This window comes from Petrimonas mucosa, from assembly GCF_900095795.1.
Taxonomy (GTDB): domain Bacteria; phylum Bacteroidota; class Bacteroidia; order Bacteroidales; family Dysgonomonadaceae; genus Petrimonas; species Petrimonas mucosa.
In genome coordinates this window covers 1,434,201-1,455,937 of record NZ_LT608328.1, presented here as the reverse complement: position 1 = coordinate 1,455,937, position 21,737 = coordinate 1,434,201, and the positions used below count along the sequence as shown (strand labels likewise).

Genomic DNA, 21,737 nt, shown 5'->3' with positions numbered 1-21,737 from the left:
GTATTAGTCGTCATTCCCTTTGGCTTGACAACTCAATAAAAAATAATACGTATTAGATTACGAATAGCCGGTCTCCGACATTACTTCGTCACCTTTATTTCAATGGCATCTTTCATCAATCCATCCGACTCTGCCGCCAGACGAATAACTCCTTCTCTCTTTTCACTTTTCACAACAACCAGGCATTTTCCATAAAATGCTTTCCGTTCCGATGCTTTGAAGCGTTCCATACTTGTCGGGTTCCCATTGTCCACACCGACGACCTTTCCGTTACCCGACAGGTTGAAACGGATCAGGTTTTCTGCATTAGGGCAAATCGTGCCCTCTTCATCCAAAACTTCCACTGTAATAAAACTAAGATCTTGTCCGTCGCCCCTGATCACACGCCTGTCAGGCGTTAAACGGATCTGCGACGGTTCTCCGGCCGTTTTTATTTCTTTCGATAATACCTCTTTTCCATTTTTCCTGGAAATCACTTTTATTGTGCCGGTTTCATAAGCCAGTCGCCAAAAGACATGGTGCTTGCCGCCCTCTTTTCTTTTGATGCCCTGAGAGACGCCGTTCAAAAATAACTCCACTTCATCTGCCTTGCTGTAATAGGCCCAGACGTCCACAGTTTCTCCCGGTTGCCAGTTCCAGTGCGGAAAAACATGCAATACCTCTTTATCGGTCCATTCCGATTGATACATGTAATAGACATCTTTCGGGAACCCCGCCAGATCCACAATGCCAAAATAAGAACTCCGTGCAGGAAACCAGAAAGGGGTCGGTTCGCCGAGATAGTCAAAACCTGTCCAGATATACATTCCACTAATGAAGTCACTGTTTTTCACGTCGTTCCATGCCTGCTCGTGCGTACATCCCCAAGGGACGTGGCAATTATCGTAGGAAGAGCAGGCATAGGAAGGATCGGTAAACGGGATATCCCAACGTACCGGCCAGATATACATGGAGTCGCTTGGCATCCGGTAATAACCGCGGGTCATCAGTCCTGAAGTGGTTTCCGCTGCAATAAACGGTTTTCCCGGGAAGTTCTCCGGCACGTTCTTATAGTCATATCCATGATAATTGAATCCGATCAGGTCGAGCGCTCCCGATCTGAAGAGGTGATTGGCCGGATTGGTTTCATTGTTTCCGGTTGTCACGGGTCGGGTCGGATCCAAACTTTTTACGATATCCGCCAGTTTTTTTGTCAGGAGAGCATTCACACTCATCGTCTCCCCATCTGTCCCCGCCAGTGCCGTTTCATCGCGTTTAAGGTTCAACAGGAGATTAGCCTGCTGGATATCGAGTGTATCGGCTTCGGCGTGGGTCCATTGTTCAAGGACTTCATTCCCGATGCTCCACATAAATACCGAGGGATGATTACGGTCACGGAGAATATGGTCTGTGAGGTCTCTTTCGTGCCACTCGTTAAAATAGCGTGAGTAATCGTATGTGGTCTTTCGTTTACGCCACATGTCGAAGGTTTCATCCATGACAATGAATCCCATCCTGTCGCATAGCCGGAGCAGTTCCGGTGCGGGAGGATTATGCGCAGTACGAATACCATTCACACCCATCTCTTTGAGTATCTCGAGCTGCCGTTCAATGGCCCTTGTGTTGACGGCCGCACCGAGGCATCCTAAATCGTGATGCAGGCAGACTCCTTTTATCTTCGTCGATTCACCGTTAAGGAAGAATCCTTTTTCCGCGTCGAACGTGAAATAGCGGATCCCGAGCGGGGTTACATATTCATCGGTCTGTTTGTCGTCCACGAAAATACGGGTGACTACCTCGTACAAACAGGGATTTTCAAGTGCCCACAATACCGGCTCCCGCACGGAGAGATCCTGTTCGATCTCTTTGGAAGAGCCGGCAGCCAGTGTGCCGGAGACCGAAGCCGAAGCGACCTGTTTGCCCGAACCGTCTACAATAGATGTCTCAGTTTTTAGATTCACTTCTTGTGGCATTTCGTTTTTAACGGTTGTTTTTACATTCACAACGGCATTATCCTCTGTAATCTCCGGCGTCGTTACATATACTCCCCACAGATCAACATACACCGGATCGACACTTGTCAGCCATACATTCCTATAAATACCGCATCCCGAATACCAACGGGAATTGGGTTGCTCACTGTTGTCCACCCGTACCGCTATGACATTTTCCGTATCAAATTTCAAATGGGGAGTCAGGTCATACCGGAACGATATATAGCCAAACGGCCGATGCCCGAGATGGATGCCGTTGATCCATACATCGGAATTCATATAGACTCCGTCGAAATCAACAAATATCTTTTTTCCTTCATAGGATTGATCGAGGAAAAACGATTTCCGGTACCAACCGATTCCGCCGGGCAGGGCTCCACCCCCGCTTCCGGAAGGGTGATCCTCACTGAAATCACCTTCAATCGCCCAATCGTGGGGCAACTCCAGTTCCCTCCAACCGTTATCGTCGAATACAGGATCGCTTGCATCGGAAAGATCCCCAAGATAAAAACGCCAACCATCGTTGAAACTTTCTGTTTTGCGAGGGTTCCGGTCGACATTCCGGCAGGCATTGAATCCGGTAAAAACAACGCCGAGCAATAATAGTATGGCAATAGCGTTTTTCATTTTTCTAAAGGTATCTTTTGTGCCGCACCCGTATAAACGACTTCAATGCCTTTTGCATCGGGGTCTACGGCCTGCGGTCTGTTTTTATCGACATAGACTACATTGAACCTGCGTTCCTGCAGCATTCCTTCAAACGATCCTTCCCTGTCACCTATTACGAGCGTTTTGGTTGCATCATCGTAATTAAATCTGATGATCGCATATGCTCCTTTTTCATAGTTGTAATTCACGCCTTCGTCCTCATAAAGCGAAAAAGTTCCATTCTTACCTGCGAATACATACAATGTGATATGTTCAGGCTTTTTCTCATCGGAATACTGGATTTCAGGGCCAAACGGGATAATAGCCCCTTCTTTCACGAACAGCGGTATACGGCTATACGGTGCATCCACCCGTTGTTTTTGTCCCCCATCAATGAATTTTCCCGTATAGAAATCGTACCAACCGGTGGTGGCAGGAAAATAAACCGTCCGTCCGGTTGCCTTATATTCATACACAGGGCAAACCATCAACATATCCCCGAACATATACTGGTCGCCGATATCATTTACTTCCGGATCTTTGCCGTGATCCATGACCAATGCGCGCATGATGGTGTAATCGTTGAAATAAGTCATTCCAGCCAATGAATAGATATAGGGCATCAAACGATATCGGAGTTTATTGTAATAGACCATGGATTGATAGGCGGGATGGTCTTCTGGAGCAATATTAAACACCTCTCTGTAAGGGAATTGCCCATGAGACCTGAATAACGGGACAAAAGCTCCGAATTGCGACCAGCGGGCATTTAATTCACGCCATTCTTTCAAATCCTCATTTTCAATCCCTGTAGCATTGTAGTAATGCTGTGCCTGCTCATATCTTTTTTCCACACAAAATCCACCGATGTCCATTGTCCAGTATGGTATGCCGGATAAAGCAAAATTGAGCCCGGCCGAGATCTGCGCTTTCATGTCTTCCCAGCGGGTACCGATATCCCCGCTCCAGACCGCGGTTGAATAGCGCTGGATGCCGGTAAAACCGGAGCGTGTCAATAAAAATACACGGTCATCCGGATTTACACTCCGTTGTCCGTCATAAATGGCTTCGGCGTTTACCAGCGAATAGGCGTTGAAGTATTTTGTGGAAGGGCCGAGGGCAGTGGGGCCGCACAGCTTCTTCCGGTAATCCATGTCGGTATTATCCTGGATGTTCGGTTCGGAAGCATCCATCCACCAGGCATCGATACCCAATGAATATAAGTTTTCTTCGAGCTGTTTCCAGAATAGTTTGCGTGCACCTTCGGCATATGCGTCATAGAATGAGCCGATATACCCTTGTCCGATCCAATCACGGATACTGTCTTTTACTGCCTGTTGATACATCCACCCGTTTTTGTCGAATGCTTTATAATGGTCGGTATTCATATAAAATTTGGGCCATACCGAGATCATGATCCGTGCGTTCATCTCATGTATTTTATCAACCATCCCTTTTGGATCGGGGAATCGTTCCTTATCGAACTTGTGGCTTCCCCATTCCGCTTCCGGCCAATAGCTCCAATCCTGTACGATGTTATCAATGGGTATTTCTCGTTTTCTGAATTCAGCAAGGGTTTCCAGTAATTCGTCCTGGGTTTTGTAACGTTCCCTGCTCTGCCAAAAACCCATGGCCCACTTGGGCATGATCTGCGACTTCCCGGTGAGGGTTCGATACCCGCTGATCACCTCATCCATGCTGTTTCCGGCCACGAAATAGTAGTCGATGCCGTTCCCCATTTCGCTCCAGAGAGAGAGTTTATTTTGTTCTTCCTCGGGAACGGGGCTTAACGCTTTCAGGGCGATGTATGACACGTCGCCATCGGGCTCCCACTCCACACGTATCGGCACCCTCTCCCCTTCCTTCAAATGGTATTCAAACTTGTAGCTGTTGGGGTTCCACGCGGTACGCCAGCGCTCTTCTACCACCGGCTCGTTATCCATAAACACCCGGATATACCCGGCGTAATGCAAGAAAAACCGGTAGAGGCCGCTCTCGGGAGCTTCCAATTCGCCGCTCCATGTAACGCGGGAGTTGTTCAGGTCGAAATCTGCCGGGAAATTCTCCAGTAATGGGATGAATTGGTAATCGAGCTTGCTCTCTTGGCGCACGATTGTCCCGGTAGAATCTCCTTTCCGGGTGTAGGTGGCGGTAAGCCCCCCGCCGGCTCCATCCTCCCCGTAGAGCTTGAACTGGTCCAGGTCCGCATAGTCGCGCGTGTCGCCAAATTTACTCAGGGAGTAGTTGTCCCACACGATGCCGTAGTTTCTACTGGAAATAACAAACGGAACGGATACCTTGGTATTATACTGGAACAACGATTCGTTTTTTCCTTTATAATTAAAGTCGTCGGCCTGATGCTGCCCCAGGCCATAGAATGCTTCGTCATCGGACGACTCAAACAGTTGATGCACGGTGTACCCTTTGGTTCCTTCTACTTCAATGGGCGTCAGTGTTTTTCCGCCACCCTTATTTTCTTGTAGAAGAGTTTCACCTTTTTTATTTAGAAATGCTATTTCACCCGTCGATTTCCGGATGACAACATCCAACGAGTCGGTGGAAAGGGTCACCTCGTCTCCATTCTCGTATACACTAAACGTTCCCGATCGTTTCAAGCCCGGCCGCAGGATCAGGCTTTTCTCGTCGGAGAATATTTTTCCGGGGATGGCCGATACATGGATGATGTTGTTATCAATCACGTTGAGCCGGATTGTTTTCGCGGTGTGACTATTTTCCTGTTTAACACGGACAATAATCCCGTTGTCTGTTTTCTCTATCCCGGTGGTCGCGCAGGAGAGAAAAAATAGGGTACTAAATACGATATAAAAAACACGTGCCATTTGATACAGTTTATTGAACTTCCACAACTGGGTGCATAGCTAAATATTAGACATTTAACTATTTAGTGGGCTACCCGTTCGATGAAATAGGCGTGATCTGATAAGCTGTTTGAACGAAGTGAGTTATTTATCAGATAGCCTATAAATCGGTAATGGGTCACTAAATAGTGATAGTCGACATATTTAGCTATACATACCACATAAGCAAAGCCAAAGATTATTTTTTTGTAAAATTAAATATAATTCAGGCTTCAGGCGGGAAGCAATGTTGCGGGGCACGACCGCCTTTGATAACCGAAGGGGTTGTTTTGTTTCCCAAAGGTATGTTAAATGTTCACAACGGGTCCGCGAGGTTGGTACGTGGGGCCTCTGACACATTTTGCTGATATTGAGAAGGCAAAAGATCAAACTCTTCCTTAAAATATTTACTGAATGTTTTAGGATTATTAAACCCCACCTGATACGATATTTCGGAGACCGTCAGTTGGCTTTCGCGCAACAGTTGGGCGGCACGCTTGAGACGAATAACACGAATAAACTCGATGGGGCTTTTTCCCGTAATGGAGGTCAACTTCTTGTAGAGATGTACCCGACTAATTCCCAACTCTTTGCTAAGCTTCTCTACCGAGAAATCGCTGTCATCGATATTCTCCTCCACCAGTTTGATCGCGTTCTTGATAAGCTTCTCGTCCAACGGGGTGATGGTAATCTCTGCCGGTTCAATTTCAATTTGGTGTTTAAACCGGTCCTGACGATACGATCTCAGCTCCAGTATCTTGTTTATCCGCAAGAGAAAAATATCCAAGTTAAACGGCTTCGTGATATAGTCGTCCGCACCTGTTTCAAGCCCCCTGAGCTCTTGCTCTTGCGCTGTATGTGCCGTGAGTAAGATAAGGGGGATGTGCGAAGTACGCACGTCGTTCTTCACCTTCTCGCACAGTTCATAGCCATCCATCTCGGGCATCATCACGTCACTGATAATGATATCGGGGGAATACTCTATAATTTTACTCCATGCCTCTTTCCCGTTGGAGGCTTCAAGCAGCGTGAACTCTTTTTTCAACGTATCTTTCATGAAATCCCGAAAATCATCGTTATCGTCCACCAACAAGATACGTGTTCCCTCGCTTTCCAATGCCTCCTCGTGCTCACCGCCGTGTTCCTCACCAGTTAAGGCGGCATGCTGATTTTCCCGTGGCACGCCGGAGTGAGAAGCGATATACTCGAGCCTGTCCACCGGGAATTGAAGAAGAAACAGGCTCCCCTTGGGCGCGTTGTCGTATACCTCGATGCTTCCTTTACAAATAGACACAAATTCTTTTACGATGTGTAATCCGATACCGCTTCCGGGAAAATCTTCGTTTTTTGTTTTTCCCTGATAAAAACGTTCAAAGATCCGCTTTTTCTCGTCGTCTTTTATCCCAATACCAGTGTCTATTATTCTGATCTCTATTTGTTCAGGATCGGTCTCTCCGTTTTTAGGTAAAAGTTTTACCAACACATCCACAGTTCCGTTTTTTTCGGTAAATTTTATTGCATTGGAGAGAAGATTCATCATTATCTTTCTCATTTTGTCTTCATCGAATACCATTCTCAATTCATCTACCGATGAGAAAAAGGTCAACCGGATATTCTTCTTTTCCGCATATTCGGTGAAATAGGTGAAAGAATTTTTCAAAAACGAGATAATGTCTCCATAGGATAAATTCAGGGAATGTTCATTCACATCGCTTTTTCTGAAATCCAGTAACTGGTTCACCATATTCAACAGTCGTATGGCATTTTTGTGTATCAAAGAAAGCTGGTGTTTTTGATGGTCATCGGCAACGGACTTCATCATATTTTCCAACGGAGATATGATCAATGTCAGAGGTGTGCGCAATTCGTGACTGACATTGGTAAAGAAACGAAGTTTCATTTCATCCATTTCATGTTTCCGTTGTGCTTCCAGTTCTATTTGCTTCATTTTAAACTTCTGTTGTTCGTTTCTTATGATCATATACCGGGCCAGTAACAGGATAGAGATCAGAAGAAAAGCATAGAAGATATAGGCGCCGGCAGACAACCAGAATGGAGGTTTTATACGGATTTGCAGCGCTGTGGATTCTTCACTCCAAAAGCCGTCACTGTTTGCGGCCTTTACCCTAAGAGTGTATTTTCCCGGAGCGAGATTGGTGTAAGTAACACTGTGGACGCCATGGTCGGTTAATAACCAATCCGTATTAAATCCTTCCAACATATAGGCATAGGTTGTTTTTTCAGGGAGCACATAATTCATGGCGGAAAATTCGACCGAAAAAACATTTTGCCCGTATTTGAAGGTGACTTCTTCTACCCGATTCAGTTCCGATGACAGGATCTTATTCCCGTTATATTCCGCTCCGACCAAAACATCCTCATTGAAAAGTTTCAATCCGGTAAAAAGGACTTTGGGTTGTGAAGTATTATAGCGGATATTTTCCGGATTAAATATATTGAATCCGTTGGTCCCTCCAAGCAGAATTTCTCCATCGGAAGATTTGAATACTGAACGTAAATTAAATTCGTGGCTTTGCAGGCCATCCACTTCACTGTAATTCACAAAAGAAAGATGATATTCATTGGTTTTTGAATCGGTATGGATAATGATATTGGATACGCCGTTAGAAGTAGTGATCCACATATTATGCTGGTTATCTTCAATAATACCTGAAATCACATTATCGGTAAGTCCGTCGCTTTTGTACAATTGGGTGATTTTATCCTGTTTGGGATCCCAGATATTCAACCCTTCCCGGGTTCCCACCCAAATAAGTCCGCGGCTGTCTTCATACACCTGATTCACGTTCAGATTGGTAAAGGACTGATCCCCTTTGCGGTTGCCCATTAAGATCTCTGAATGTCCGGTTTGTATATCGAAGATTGTAATTCCGTTGGCTGTTCCGAGAATTAATTTATCATTTGTACCCAAAAAAAGCGAGGATATATATTCCGAAGATAGTTGTTGTTGTGTACTATTATTGAATGTGGTGAATTGCCTGTTATCCGGATTGAGTTTTTGCAGTCCGCTTCCCAATGTCCCGATCCAGATCATTCCGGATCTGTCCTCAACAATTGACCAGACATTATCGTTGGCAAGACTGTTCGGGTCGTTTGGATCATGGCGATAGTGAATAAACTCTTTTCCGTCGAAGCAATCCATCCCCGACAGGTAGGTGCCGATCCATAACTTTCCGTTTTTGGCAGCACACAGGCTGACGATCACGTTATCGGTCAGAGAGGAATTGTCGGACGGATCATGGCTGTAAATATGATATGATCCGGTCTTTGTATCTAAACGGACCAATCCGCTTCCGTTTGTGCCGACCCAGATACTTCCTTTGTCATCTTTAATAATGGAATTTACATCGGGTTTGAAGTTATCTACCTTTTTGAAATAATTGAGATGTTCAATGCCGAATTTGTAAATACTTTCGCTGTAGTAAGATATTCCGTTTTTATAGGTGCCGATCCAGATGATACCTGTATTGTCGGGATAAATACAATTAATGCTGTTGTGCGCAATGCTTCGTTTGTCGTAAGGCAGGTTCCGCAAATTTGTCAACGTGTTGGTTTTTTTATCGATAATATCTATTCCCCCATGGTCGGTTGCCATCCAGATCAGCCCGTTGGGATCCTGGATAATATCCTGGATCATGTCACTTGACAATAAAAATGGAAAGTCACTTTGTTTTGATCCCAGATGCTTCCATTCTTTTTGCCGGGAATGGTATAACCAGGTTCCAAGCGGTATATCGGAATAGATCCATACGTTGTTGTCTGCGTCGACAAAGGCCTGGTAGTTATGCGCTTGTCCCTTCTGTTGCTGCATGACGTGATCGTCCACACGATGAACACGGTAACTCTGCTTATCCATGAATTGAATAAGCCCCGATTGAAAAATAAACAGGTAACAGGTTTCAGACTCTTTCAAGTCGGTGATGGTACCAGTGCTTAATTGTCCATTTTCCCCGCTTTGCGGGAAAAAAACGGATGTACCCCGGCCCGGGTGGTACTGATAAAAGCCCATCGAATTCGCGTAACACCATATATTCTTTTGACTGTCAACAAAAACGAGGTCCACCGGACTCGTTACTCCTAACTGGTTAAGCATGGCCTGGCACTTCACGAACTGCTCCTTTTCCGGGATGTACACCACATACCCACCCGCTGTCTGTATCCATAACCGACCTTCTCCATCCTCCTGCACATTCATCACAAAGTTGTCGGGCAGCGAATTATCGTTGTCGGGATCATGAAAAAACGGCTTGAACTTATACCCATCGTACCTATTTAGCCCCGATGCGGTAGAGAACCACATGAACCCTCGACTATCTTTAAAAATATGGTTTATTTGGTTATGAGAAAGCCCGTCACCCACTTCCAACTGTTTGAAGAGATACGACGATTGGCCCGAGAGCGATAGATTACACCAGGTAAATAGTAAAAGGAACAGCAGGAAACGGGGCAATCGCATCATTGGCTTATTCTTTACGGCGGGTAAATTTCTTACATCACGAGTCGTCAAAGGTATTTTGCAAACATAGCTATAATTGGTTATTTTTCATACAACTCTTTATTTTTTAACAACACTTTGTAAATAAAGGGTAACAAGCAGCAGAAAAAAGGGCCATCCAGTGTTTGGACAGCCCTGTTAAGTATGTGAATAAATATTTTTTCACCTTTACCGGAAGGGATTTTAGAACTTGTACCCTACCGATAGATACGCGTTTTGATTTTTTATACTTCCTTGGTCCGAGTCCGCGATATCTACAAGGCCCATATCCCAACCGAGGTCAAGCAGAATTGGGCCAAACTCGGCGCCCACGCCGAGGCCTAAACCGGCATCGAAATTCTTGAGGAAGCCATTATCGCCGAATACATCCCACTCGGTCTCGTCTTCCCAATCTCCGAGCGAGCCGCTGAGTTTTGATTTGCCGCCTATACCATAAGCAACATACGGGCCGGCATGGAATACGATGCGTGTTCCGGGGGTTACATCCAATTTATACGCATAATGAACCGGCAGTTGCAGGTACATCGGGTTTACAGTAAAATCTGCCGTGGCATCGCCTATTGACTCGCTATATTTTGCTCCTTTCGTGGTGAAAAACAACCCTGTTTGTATCGCTGAGTTGTATGCAAACTCGTAGTCAGCTGCCAAACCTACATGGAAGCCTATTTTAACGTTCTGGTCATCCAGATCATCTCCATAAAAATTGGACATGTTAACGCCGCCTTTAACTCCCAAGCTTGTCTGCGCACTTACAGCGGATACCAAGGCAAACATAGCAACCACCAGCATAATTCTCATTTTCTTCATAATTCAATCATTTTAGTTAAGTAATTCCTTGAATTCACGATCTACGCGCCTGGACGCGCGCGAACGCACCGATTTTTTGTTTGAGAGGGCGTTCGCTTAAGACAGGAATTAAACGTTCCTACCGCTTTTTTGTTCGGAAGGAGCCCGCGGCAGGTGTTATTTAGAAATAATCTAAAACAGCAATTACAGGTAACTCAACCGGAAACGAGAACCGGAAAAAATCTCGTTTGCTACCTCCTGGATCTTGTCGGCCGTGATTTGATCGATACGGTTAAACACCTCGCTTAGCGGCACGAAGCGCTTCTGGTGGAGGTAGTTCTTCGCCATGCTCAAGCAGCTGTTCTCGTTGTTCTCGGCAGCAATGCCCAATTGTCCTTTCCATTGGCGCTTCGCTTGGGATAACTGCATCGAGGTTAATTTTTTCTTCTTGATTTTCTCGATCTCTTTTTCGATTAACCGGACGCACCGCTCCCGGTATTTCGGGTCACAGGCAAAGTAAACACTAAAAAGCCCGGTGTCGCTGTAGAAGGTGGCGCTCGACTCCACGTGGTACACCAGCCCGTTTTTTTCCCGGAGCGAAGTATTGAACCGGCTGTTCAAACTCCCCCCGCCCAGGATATTGTTAAGGAGGTACAGCGCGTGTTTATCGGGGTGGTGCATGCTAAAAGCCTCCCACCCGAGCATCACGTGTGCCTGGGTGGTGTTTTTTTGCAATTCTACTTCTACCGGCACTAAGTTTCCGGGCGCCACGCGCGCTTTCGCCGGAACGCGTCCGGGGGCCGGGAACGAAAAGTGCTTCTCGAGCTGGCGCGTTACCTGGGTGAACGGCGTCTTGCCGAAAGAGAAGAAAATCATTTCAGACGGTTGATACTGCCGTTGCACGAACCGCTTCAGCGAACGGGTGGTGAATCCTTCCAGGCTATCGGCGTCACCCAGTATATAATGCCCCAGGTCATGGCCTTGAAATACCAGGTTTTCGAAGTCATCGTATATCTGCTCCGACGGGAAATCGGCGTAACTGTTCATCTCATCCAGAATCACGTCCCTCTCCCGTTCAATCTGATGAGCGGGAAAGGTAGAATGAAAAACAACATCACTCAGCAACTCCACCGCTCTGCCGAAATATTCGGCCAGGAATGTTGCATAAATAAATGTCTCCTCCTTTGTGGTATAAGCATTGAGCTCACCACCAACGTTTTCCATGCGGTTGACCACATGGTGGGCCTGTCGCTTTCGAGTCCCCTTGAACAGCATATGTTCCACAAAATGGGCCATTCCATGTTCGTCGGGAAATTCGTCGCGAGAACCTGTATTTACCGCTATCCCGCAATAGGATATCTCCGACGGGAAGGGGCGGTGAACAAGACGTAAACCGTTGGATAGTTGATATGTTTGAAACATATGGAGAGCTATTTTGTCATGTAAGATCTTTTCTGGTCCGGCGACAGTCTCTCGATGGCATACCGCAACATCGTCCGGGGCATTCGGGTGCAGTGGAGATCCAGAAAGCCGGTCAGCACCTTCTCATCGCGTTTTCCGGCTTCACGCAGCATCCAGCCGCACGCTTTATGCATCAGATCGTGCCGGTGAGTCAGAAACATGGCGGAGAGTTTCAGCGTGTCGTCAAAATCATGCTTCCGGATAAAGGCCAAGGTGGAAACTACAGCGATGCGCTGTTCCCAAAGATTCTCGCTGGCGGCCAGCCGGTACAAAAGAGACCGCTCCTTGTCCACCAACCACTCGCCAACAATATTGTATGCAGATATATCCACCAGGTCCCAGTTGTTGACCCGGCGCCTGTTGTCCAAGTAAAACTGGAATATCTCCTTCCGTTCCTCCTCTTCTGCCTTTTTGAACCGCTCCGTCAGAATGACCAGGGCACAGAACCGACACTCGTGGTAGGGGTCGTCCAACAGGATCTTCACCTCCTCCAGCGGGATCTTTTTACAGGCTTTGGCCACGCTTCTAGTTTCGGGAACCGTGCAGCCGATAAACTGGTCGCCTTCGCCATACTCTCCTTTCCCGGTCTTGAAAAAACGGAGGGAGTCTGCCGCCTTTTGCGGGCTGCCGAAAGCGAGCAACTGCTCTTTTACAATCTCTGCTCTCATCTAATTTACCCGTGACACTTCATATTTACCTTCATAAAAACCGACAATGTTCTGCGCCATCTCTTCAGCCATCCGATTGCGGTCCTCGACCGTTTTGGTACCCGCATGCGGAGCAAGCACCACATTGTCCAGATCCAGCAACTCGGGAGAGATTCTGGGTTCATTCTCATATACATCCAACCCGGCCGCCCAGATCTTTTTCTCTCTCAGCGCCCTGGCCAATGCCTTTTCATCCACCATGTTCCCCCTGGCCGTATTGATAAAGACAGCGGTGGGTTTCATCATCGAGAACTGGCTTTCGCCAATCATCCTTATGGTTTCGGGGGTAGAGGGAGCATTGAGCGAAACATAGTCGGCCGTTCGCAACAACTCTTCAAAAGTAACATAGGTGGCACCGTAAAGCTGCTCGATCTCCGGGCTCAACCGGTTCCGGTTGTGATAAATGATGTTCATCCCGGAGGCAACGGCACGCCGGGCCAAGGCCTGTCCAATTCTCCCCATCCCGATTATGCCGAGTCTTTTCCCGAATAGCGGCAATCCGGCATCGCCGTATACTCCCCAATCGACCATCCGGTGCTCACGCAGTTTCCTGTCGTAATAGCCGATCCGTCTTCCGGCAGCCAACAGCAGTGCAAATGCCAGCTCGGCCGTAGGTTCGCACGTCGTCCTGGGAATGTTGGTCACCACAATCCCCTTCCGCGTAGCATACTCCACATCAATATTGTTGTAACCTACACCGTAGTTCGAAATCAGCTCAAGCCTGGTTCCCTTGTCCATGATCTCCTTGTCTGTAGAGAAACTGAAATTGGGTATCAGTATCTCAAAATCGGGAATCATCTCCAATACCTGATCCCGCTTCAGATCCTTATCCTGGGGCATAAAGACCTCAAACTTCTCAAAAAGCTCGGCAAGTGGTTCCCGGTGCAGGGCAATTGTAACAAGTATCTTCTTCATGATCGGGATATTTTTTCATTAAACGGGCGATGCGTGAAATTGTTTCTGGTGGCGGCCGGAAAATTATCAAAACCATATAATATAATGAAAAGAGTGAGCATCGCTACTCACTCATTTTCAGCTCTTCAGGCTGGACTTGAACCAGCGACCCTCTGATTAACAGTCAGATGCTCTAACCGACTGAGCTACTGAAGAATATTCCTTCTTATTTTCTCACATTTTCAGCTCTTCAGGCTGGACTTGAACCAGCGACCCTCTGATTAACAGTCAGATGCTCTAACCGACTGAGCTACTGAAGAGTTTTTCCTCTTCCTGTTGGAAAAGTGATGCAAAAGTAGTACATTTTTTCAAATATTCCAACAGCTTTGAGATAAAATTAAACGATATATTTTCAACAGCCGTTTTTATCAATGGATCACCCTCCATTTAAAAAAGTTTTTACTACCTTTGAATGCAAATAAACGAGTACTAAAACACTTTTTTATGATTTTCAGATTCGTAATCATATCGGACGAAGTAGATAACTTCAAACGGGAAATAAAAATAGATGCCGACAACACTTTTTATGATCTGTTCAAAGCGATTGTCGACTGTACCGGTTTCAGCGAAAACGAGATGGCCTCTTTCTTTATTTGTGACGACAATTGGCGAAAGGAACAGGAGATCACTCTTGTGGAGATGGATACCTACTCCGATGAAGATCCATATACTATGGCCGAATGTGTTTTGAGTGACTATCTTGAAGATGAAAAACAGAAGATGCTCTTTGTATTCGACTACCTTACCGAAAGAGCACTTTTCATAGAGCTCTCCGAGATTATCACCGGCAAGAACCTGAAGAGACCGGTCTGCACCCTTTCGATGGGAGAAGCACCCCGGCAATCGCTCAATCTCGACGAGGTCTCCAGCGCGTCAGCCTCGCTGGATGTGGATGAGACCTTTTTCGGGGACGAGGACTACAACCTCGATGAACTGGACAAGGAGGGATTCGATGGACTTGACGACATGGAGATATCGACGGAAGAGAACGACCTCTATTGATTTTGACTGCACTTTACCGACCATTCGCATAAACCGCAACAACCAGCCTCTTTCATGAATACTTTGCTCGTGCTTCTGGGGCCGACCGGCGTGGGCAAAACAGAAACAAGCCTTCAGATAGCCGAACGGCTGGGAAGTCCCATTATCTCTTCAGATTCCCGGCAAATATACCGGCAGATCTCCATCGGAACAGCAGCTCCAACTGCTGAGCAGCTGGAGCGGATTCCCCATTATTTCGTGGGGATGTTCGAGCCTGAAGACTATTATAGTGCCAGCCAGTTCGAGGAGGATGCAATCCCCCTGATCGAGCGCCTGCTCGAGACTCACCCCTATGTGGTGATGTCGGGCGGCTCGATGCTCTATATCGATGCCGTCTGTAAGGGGATTGACGAGATTCCGACCATCGACGAAAAACTGCGACGGGAGGTGAACGAGCTCTACCGCAAAGAGGGATTGGATGCCATCCGATCCCGCCTGAAGATACTCGATCCGGTATTCTATCGCACAGTCGACCTGAAAAATCCCAAACGGGTGATCCACGCGCTCGAAGTCTGCCTGATGGCCGGGAAACCCTACTCCTCGTTACGCACCAATCCCCAAAAGAGACGAAGTTTCAACATCGTAAAGGTAGGTTTTACACGTCCCCGGGAAGAGCTATATGCGCGAATCGACCGCCGTGTAGACCAGATGATTGAGGATGGACTGGTGGAAGAGGCCCGCAAACTCTATCCGAAACGGCATCTGAACTCATTAAATACAATCGGTTATAAAGAGCTGTTTGAATATTTCGACGGCAACTGCTCCCTTGAATATGCCATCGGGAAAATAAAGCAGCATTCAAGGAACTATGCACGCAAACAGATGACCTGGTTTAAAAAGGATGCGGAGATCAACTGGATCGACCTTTCAGACAGCAGCATCGACGCGGTGGAAGCCTCTATCCGCATGATCAAGCGATGATCCTGAAAAGGGGTTGTTGAACCAATACCACGCTCTGCTGTTTAATAGTTGAAAGGAGAAATATGATATGAAACAGCCAGCGTTTACACCAATCGATCCCGACTTCCCCGATCTGTTTCAACGGGAGATTGAAAAAGGGTCAGTAAAAGTGATCTATTTCGATACGGAGCAGTACCCCGACCTGAAAGAATCGAACGGAGCCGTAACGGCGATCATCGATAAGGGGAGATCGGGCCAGTTTATGGTTTTTGCGAACGGCGACCAGGTAAGGACAGACAGGATCATTGCCTACAACGGCAAACCCGGTCCCGCTTACGATGAGTACGACGCCTATGCGCTCGCCCCGCTTACCTGTAAGGCGGGATACGACGACGAGTGCTAGCCCTCCATGGACAGGTTTCAACCGTAACGATGCGGAGAAAAAAATGGTTATGTTGAACGACAAAAAGAGGTAATTTAACTATCTTTGCTTTCATAAAAGGATTGAAAATCACTTATGGCACTTAGGCAACAACAGGAACTCAAACAGACACAGAAACTATCACCGCTGCAAATGCAGGTGATAAAACTGGTTGAATTGAATTCGGTTGAGCTGGAGGACAAGATAAAACAGGAGCTGGAAGACAATCCTGCCCTGGAGGAAGGGAGCGAGCAACTTGGACAGGAGGAGGGCGAAAACTTTTCGGAGAGCGAAGAACAGCTCTCGGAAGAGGATATTCTGATGGGTGATTATTTCTCGGAAGAGGATATTCCCGACTACCAATTGAACAAGACCCAGAAAAAAAGCGGTCCCGACTTTATCGAGGCCACCTATTCCAACGACAAGAGTCTCAACGAGGTATTGCTGGAGCAGATCGGGCTGCTCCACCTGAATGAGCAGGATCAGAAAATCGCCGAATATATCATTGGCAACCTCGACGAGAATGGATACCTGCAGCGGAGCCTGCAAGCCATCTCAGACGATCTGCTCTTTCAACAGAACATGGATGTTCCGGAGACAAAATTGCAGTCCATACTGGAGATCATCCAGGACCTCGACCCGGCAGGTGTGGGGGCAAGCGATCTGCAGGAGTGCCTCAGGCTGCAGCTTAAACGCAACACGCCCACGAGACAGAACAGGCTGGCGCTGGAAATTGTCACCAACTATTTCGAAGAGTTTACGCGAAAACATTACGACAAGATTATCCGTCAACTGAACATTTCACAGGATGAGCTGCGCGATGCCATCCGTGAAATTGTCTCGCTCAACCCAAAACCCGGCAACAGCCTCGGCGATTCGATAGAGATTGCCATGAGCAATATCACTCCCGACTTTATAGTGGAGTCATACAACGGCGAGGTCAACATGTACCTGAACAACAAGAACATTCCGGAGCTGAAGATCAACCGCGATTTTTCCGAAATGCTGCAAGGATACGCCCAAAACAAGGAGAGCATGAGCAACGATGCCAAGCAGGCCGTCATGTTCATGAAACAGAAGGTTGATGCTGCAAAATGGTTTATCGATGCTGTCAGGCAACGTCAGAACACGCTCCAGAAGACCATGGAGGCCATTGTCAATTTTCAGTACGACTTTTTTCTGTCTGAAGACGAATCGATGCTCAAACCAATGATTCTCAAAGATATCGCACAGCGAACCGGATTCGACATATCCACCATATCACGGGTAAGCAGCAGCAAGTATGTCCAGACAAACAACGGTATCTATCCCCTCAAGTTCTTCTTTTCGGAGGCAATGCAGAATGAGGCAGGCGAAAATGTATCGTCGCGCGAGATAAAATCTCTCTTGAAAGAGCTCATCGAAAACGAGAATCCCTCCAAGCCGCTTACCGACGAGCAGCTGACGGCACAGTTGAACCGGAAGGGGTACATCATCGCCCGGCGTACGGTAGCAAAATATCGTGAACAGTTGAACATTCCTGTGGCTCGATTAAGAAAAAAAATTTAACTTTGCTGTTTCAAAATAGAACTCCGCAATGAAACAATTTGCCCGTATCATATCGTCGGTCTTCCAGCCGCTGTTAATGCCCGTATACAGCATTTTGCTGCTCTTTGTCTATACACATTTCAAACTGCTGTATGCAAATCAGTTCTGGACAATAATGATGCCTGCAATCCTCTTCTCGTTTGTGATTCCCGGCATCCTGATCTTTATCGTATACCGGCTGAGATTGATATCGGACCTGTCGCTCAAGGTCAGGAAGGAGCGCTTTATCCCCTACACCATCGTACTGGTTTCATACCTGATCATGATATTCTACTATTACCGGATCGGAATGCCGTGGTGGTTCCTCATGCTTGCCGCCTCCTCCATCGCCGTAATCCTCATCGCCATCTTCATCACCATCTGGTGGAAAATCAGCGCCCACATGTTCGGTATCGGCGGGCTGCTGGGAGGAGTGATGTCGGTGAGCTATTTCATCGAGAAATCCAACCCCTATCAACTCTTCATGGTGCTTTTCGTCATTGCCGGACTGGTTGGCGTGTCGCGGCTGAAATTGCAACGCCACACATTGGGACAGGTTATTGGAGGTTTTATTCTCGGACTGATCATCGCCATCCTCTCGGTCAGGACAGGAACCCATTTCTGATCTGCCTGAGCCACACTCAAAATGATTTTGCAATAAAGAAAATAAATATTATTTTTACCCTGCAATTAAACCACTCACATTAAAAATTACTTCTATGAATTTTCCTGAAGATTTAAAGTACTCAAACGACCACGAATGGATAAGAGTAAACGGAAAAGAGGCATACGTCGGGATTTCAGATTTTGCGCAGAGCGAACTCGGAGAAATTGTCTTTGTCGACGTCACCACTGAAGGAGAAAAGGTTGAAAAGGGAGCCGTTTTTGGCAGCATTGAAGCTGTAAAGACCGTTTCAGACCTTTTAATGCCTGTAACCGGCGAAGTGCTTGAGGTGAATCCGAAACTCGACGACCAGCCCGAACTGGTGAACAAGGACCCATACGGTGAAGGATGGATCGTAAAGGTAACCATCGAGGATGAAGCCGATCTCGACGACCTTCTCTCCAGCGAAGCATACAAAGCCTTTATTGGACAGTAAGCAGATGAATCCGATCATTAGCATAATAATGGGCAGCACTTCTGATCTCCCCGTGATGGAGAAGGCTGCCCTTTTTTTCGACGAGATGGAGATCCCGTTCGAAATAAACGCCCTCTCGGCTCACCGCACACCGGAGGCCGTTGAGCAATTTGCCAAGAATGCTCGTCAACGGGGCATCAAGGTGATTATTGCGGCTGCCGGAATGGCCGCCCATTTGCCGGGTGTAATTGCATCGATGACCACCCTTCCCGTGATCGGCGTACCCATAAACGCATCACTCGACGGCATGGATGCACTGCTCGCCATTGTTCAGATGCCGCCGGGAATTCCCGTTGCCACTGTCGGCATCAACGGGTCGCTGAATGCTGCCATCCTTGCCGTGCAGATGATCGCAACCGGAGATGAGTCACTCCAGCAGAAACTGGCAGTCTACAAGGATGAGTTGAAGGTTAAAATCACACAGGCCAACGAAGAGCTGGCCAACATCAAGTATAAATTCAAGACAAACTGATTGGGCAGTTGATAAGAAAGTGCTCCTTGGTTGAATTCATAAAACAAAGACGTGGAAATTGATTTTGTAATAACGTGGGTCGACATGAATGACCCGAAATGGCAGAAAGATTTCGCAACCTATTCGGGAAAGATCGACAACACTGTGAACGAACTGTCTGAAGCCCGGTTCAGGGATTATGGTTTTCTCAAGTACTGGTTCAGGGGGGTTGAGAAATTCACGCCATGGGTAAGGAAGATCCATTTTGTCACCTGCGGACAGAAGCCCGAGTGGCTGAATGCAGATCACCCGAAACTATCGCTGGTGAATCATGCCGACTATATCCCGCAACATTTTCTTCCGGTATTCAACTCCTCGCTTATTGAGATCTACCTTCACAAGATTCCGGATCTGGCAGACAGGTTTGTCTATTTCAACGACGATTTCTTCATCACCAACCAACTCCCGCAGGAACGCTTTTTCATCGACGGGGTACCCAACGACATTGCCGCTTTTCGCTATAACTCCGGCATGGGGTTATGGTCGAAATGTCTCAAGAACAACATCCGGATCATCAACAGGCGGTTCAACAAGCAGGAGGTGATGCAACGCGACCACGAGAAGTGGTTCCACCCCTCCTATGGCAAGAAGAGCAGGCTCACCCGCCTTCTCAAACCTTATAACAAATTCATCACGCTGATCACGCCGCACAACGCGCAACCCTATCTCAAGTCGACTTTCGAGGAGGTGTGGGAGTATGCGGGTGCGGAACTGACAAAAGCTTCGGAGAATCGTTTCCGGAGTCCGAACGACTACACCCAGGAGCTGTTCCGGACCTGGCAGATCTGCCGTTCCAACTTCCTACCCTACAACACCTACAGCGATACGAAGATGTTCCCGCTGATCCTGAAATCAAAGCAGGCCATTAGGGCCATCTACGAACAGCGCTACAAACTGATCTGTCTGAACGACAATGCGCATATTCGCAACTATGCCGCAGTTATCCGGGAACTGGACAAGGCGTTCCAATCCATCTTGCCCGACAAATCGACTTTCGAGTTGTAGCCGGAACATTCAGGATCGGGTTGATGTTTCGAATGAGGATTTTTCAGGAAAGAGTTCTTCGAGGAAAGGTTTTACCATCATACGGTCGGCATCCTTGACCCGTTGACTGTCGTTCAGGCAAAAGAGAGCGGGGTTGTATCGCTTCAACCGCTCCATGAACTTCCCGCGATAGAGATTCAGCCGCAGCGAATTTCGCCGGCCTACATACTTCAATTCGGCCCTGCCTACGGCCAACGCATAATAGGAAAAGACGGAGCGCTGCAGGTCGCCATACTGCCTCGTATGACTGTGGACCGAGCTAGCCACCTGCTCTGCAAATACCTGCTCGACAGCATGACGGTAATCGGCTGTCACATATGCATCAATATTGTGATGTGGAATTCCCGAATAGTAGATGCCAAACCGCTCCTTCACCAGAGCAGCCCCTCCTATAACCGTGGAGATGTATTGTCCCAGCCGTCCCCGGAGAAGCAGCTTGACCTGATAGTGCCATCTGCCCAGCAATTTCCGTTTCAACCGGACGTATGGTAACCCTTTCTCATTGAAAAAAAAGTCGGGCGTGAGCGGTTTGTTAAAAAACATGTCATCGTTCGCGAAGAGGAAACGTTCTGCAAGGCCGGGAATACGGTAAAGGTAATATTCTATCACACTGGAGTTGAAACAGGGAAGCGCCTCCTCGGGAAGGATCTCCTTATGGTCTACCAGCTGAATTTTCGGATGTTCTTTCACCAGCCATTCGGGACACTGGTCGTCCGTCACGATAAAGATTTTCCGTATCCAGGGGAGATAGCGTTCTACCGAACGAAGCGAATATCTCAGTTCATCATTGTTCATGTAGCGCCCCTTGTTGTTTACTTCCGAGTTGTCCGACACTGCACCGGTGAACCGGATCTTCTTTTCGAGCCACCGGGGATCGCTGCCGTCGACCCACAAATAAACCAAATCTATATCAGTTGAATTCATGCTCTTTTTTATATGCTACAAAGGGGTGAAATTCCACCCCCCTGCAAAACGTAGCTGCAAAGATAGTAAAAACGGTAAACATGAGAAAATTTTACTAATTGTGCGGAGACAAAAAAGCAACTGTATGCTATGGAAAAGGGTTACGGAAATCGACACATTTCACGAAGGAGAGCCCCGGGGCGGTAGACATACCGGCCCGAAAGCGGCAGCGTCGACTTGCGGCTCGTTCACGTGGTGAACAGGGAGCAATGCATCGGATGCAGGGCAAGGCGGTTAACCGCCATAGTT

The 21,737-nt window shown here is 47.3% G+C and carries 16 protein-coding genes and 2 tRNA genes; 8 read left to right on the top strand and 10 right to left on the bottom strand.

The features are described from left to right. Positions 1-80 precede the first annotated feature (80 nt). From ING2E5A_RS05765 to ING2E5A_RS05725, 9 genes are all read right to left on the bottom strand, one after another. Positions 81-2,600: a glycoside hydrolase family 2 TIM barrel-domain containing protein gene (locus tag ING2E5A_RS05765; protein ID WP_071136591.1), complete on the bottom strand. Its 2,520-nt coding sequence runs from the start codon at positions 2,598-2,600 to the stop codon at positions 81-83. Next, positions 2,597-5,461 (bottom strand): glycoside hydrolase family 31 protein, encoded by a 2,865-nt coding sequence (locus ING2E5A_RS05760; RefSeq protein WP_071136590.1) that lies wholly within the window; start codon positions 5,459-5,461, stop codon positions 2,597-2,599. Before ING2E5A_RS05760 ends, ING2E5A_RS05765 begins: the two co-directional genes overlap by 4 nt. 334 nt (positions 5,462-5,795) lie before the next feature. Beyond that, positions 5,796-9,959: a hybrid sensor histidine kinase/response regulator transcription factor gene (locus ING2E5A_RS05755; protein WP_071136589.1), complete on the bottom strand. Its 4,164-nt coding sequence runs from the start codon at positions 9,957-9,959 to the stop codon at positions 5,796-5,798. Positions 9,960-10,178: 219 nt separating this feature from the next. Then, positions 10,179-10,802 (bottom strand): porin family protein, encoded by a 624-nt coding sequence (locus ING2E5A_RS05750; RefSeq protein ID WP_083373214.1) that lies wholly within the window; start codon positions 10,800-10,802, stop codon positions 10,179-10,181. A gap of 183 nt (positions 10,803-10,985) precedes the next feature. Beyond that, complete coding sequence (locus ING2E5A_RS05745; protein ID WP_071136588.1) at positions 10,986-12,203, bottom strand: M16 family metallopeptidase; 1,218 nt, start codon at positions 12,201-12,203, stop codon at positions 10,986-10,988. Positions 12,204-12,211: 8 nt separating this feature from the next. Beyond that, positions 12,212-12,910, bottom strand: coding sequence for a DNA alkylation repair protein (locus ING2E5A_RS05740; protein WP_071136587.1), 699 nt, complete (start codon positions 12,908-12,910; stop codon positions 12,212-12,214). Next, positions 12,911-13,864 (bottom strand): NAD(P)-dependent oxidoreductase, encoded by a 954-nt coding sequence (locus ING2E5A_RS05735; RefSeq protein WP_071136586.1) that lies wholly within the window; start codon positions 13,862-13,864, stop codon positions 12,911-12,913. It lies immediately after the preceding gene. A gap of 121 nt (positions 13,865-13,985) precedes the next feature. Beyond that, positions 13,986-14,059, bottom strand: a tRNA-Asn gene (locus ING2E5A_RS05730). A 30-nt stretch (positions 14,060-14,089) separates the two neighbouring features. Then, positions 14,090-14,163, bottom strand: a tRNA-Asn gene (locus tag ING2E5A_RS05725). Between the two features lie 184 nt (positions 14,164-14,347). Between ING2E5A_RS05725 and ING2E5A_RS05720 the strand changes: the two genes are divergently transcribed. The 8 genes from ING2E5A_RS05720 (at position 14,348) to ING2E5A_RS05685 (ending at position 20,486) form a co-directional block, all read left to right on the top strand. Continuing rightward, positions 14,348-14,905: an IS1096 element passenger TnpR family protein gene (locus tag ING2E5A_RS05720; RefSeq protein WP_071136585.1), complete on the top strand. Its 558-nt coding sequence runs from the start codon at positions 14,348-14,350 to the stop codon at positions 14,903-14,905. A 54-nt stretch (positions 14,906-14,959) separates the two neighbouring features. Next, entirely contained in the window at positions 14,960-15,865 is a 906-nt protein-coding gene (gene miaA / locus ING2E5A_RS05715) for a tRNA (adenosine(37)-N6)-dimethylallyltransferase MiaA (protein WP_071136584.1), read from the top strand. Positions 15,866-15,932: 67 nt separating this feature from the next. Then, positions 15,933-16,247, top strand: a complete 315-nt coding sequence (locus tag ING2E5A_RS05710; protein WP_071136583.1) for a hypothetical protein — start codon at positions 15,933-15,935, stop codon at positions 16,245-16,247. Between the two features lie 114 nt (positions 16,248-16,361). Continuing rightward, positions 16,362-17,813: an RNA polymerase factor sigma-54 gene (rpoN, locus tag ING2E5A_RS05705; protein ID WP_071136582.1), complete on the top strand. Its 1,452-nt coding sequence runs from the start codon at positions 16,362-16,364 to the stop codon at positions 17,811-17,813. Positions 17,814-17,841: 28 nt separating this feature from the next. After that, positions 17,842-18,456, top strand: a complete 615-nt coding sequence (locus ING2E5A_RS05700; RefSeq protein ID WP_071136581.1) for a phosphatase PAP2 family protein — start codon at positions 17,842-17,844, stop codon at positions 18,454-18,456. Between the two features lie 94 nt (positions 18,457-18,550). Beyond that, entirely contained in the window at positions 18,551-18,931 is a 381-nt protein-coding gene (gene gcvH / locus ING2E5A_RS05695) for a glycine cleavage system protein GcvH (protein WP_071136580.1), read from the top strand. Positions 18,932-18,935: 4 nt separating this feature from the next. Further along, a complete protein-coding gene (gene purE / locus ING2E5A_RS05690) occupies positions 18,936-19,442 on the top strand; it encodes a 5-(carboxyamino)imidazole ribonucleotide mutase (protein WP_071136579.1) in 507 nt (168 codons plus the stop codon). A gap of 51 nt (positions 19,443-19,493) precedes the next feature. Next, positions 19,494-20,486, top strand: a complete 993-nt coding sequence (locus ING2E5A_RS05685) for a stealth family protein (protein ID WP_083373213.1) — start codon at positions 19,494-19,496, stop codon at positions 20,484-20,486. 9 nt (positions 20,487-20,495) lie between these two features. Here the strand turns inward: ING2E5A_RS05685 and ING2E5A_RS05680 are convergent, their stop codons facing one another. Next, a complete protein-coding gene (locus ING2E5A_RS05680; protein ID WP_071136577.1) occupies positions 20,496-21,449 on the bottom strand; it encodes a stealth family protein in 954 nt (317 codons plus the stop codon). Positions 21,450-21,737: the final 288 nt, after the last annotated feature.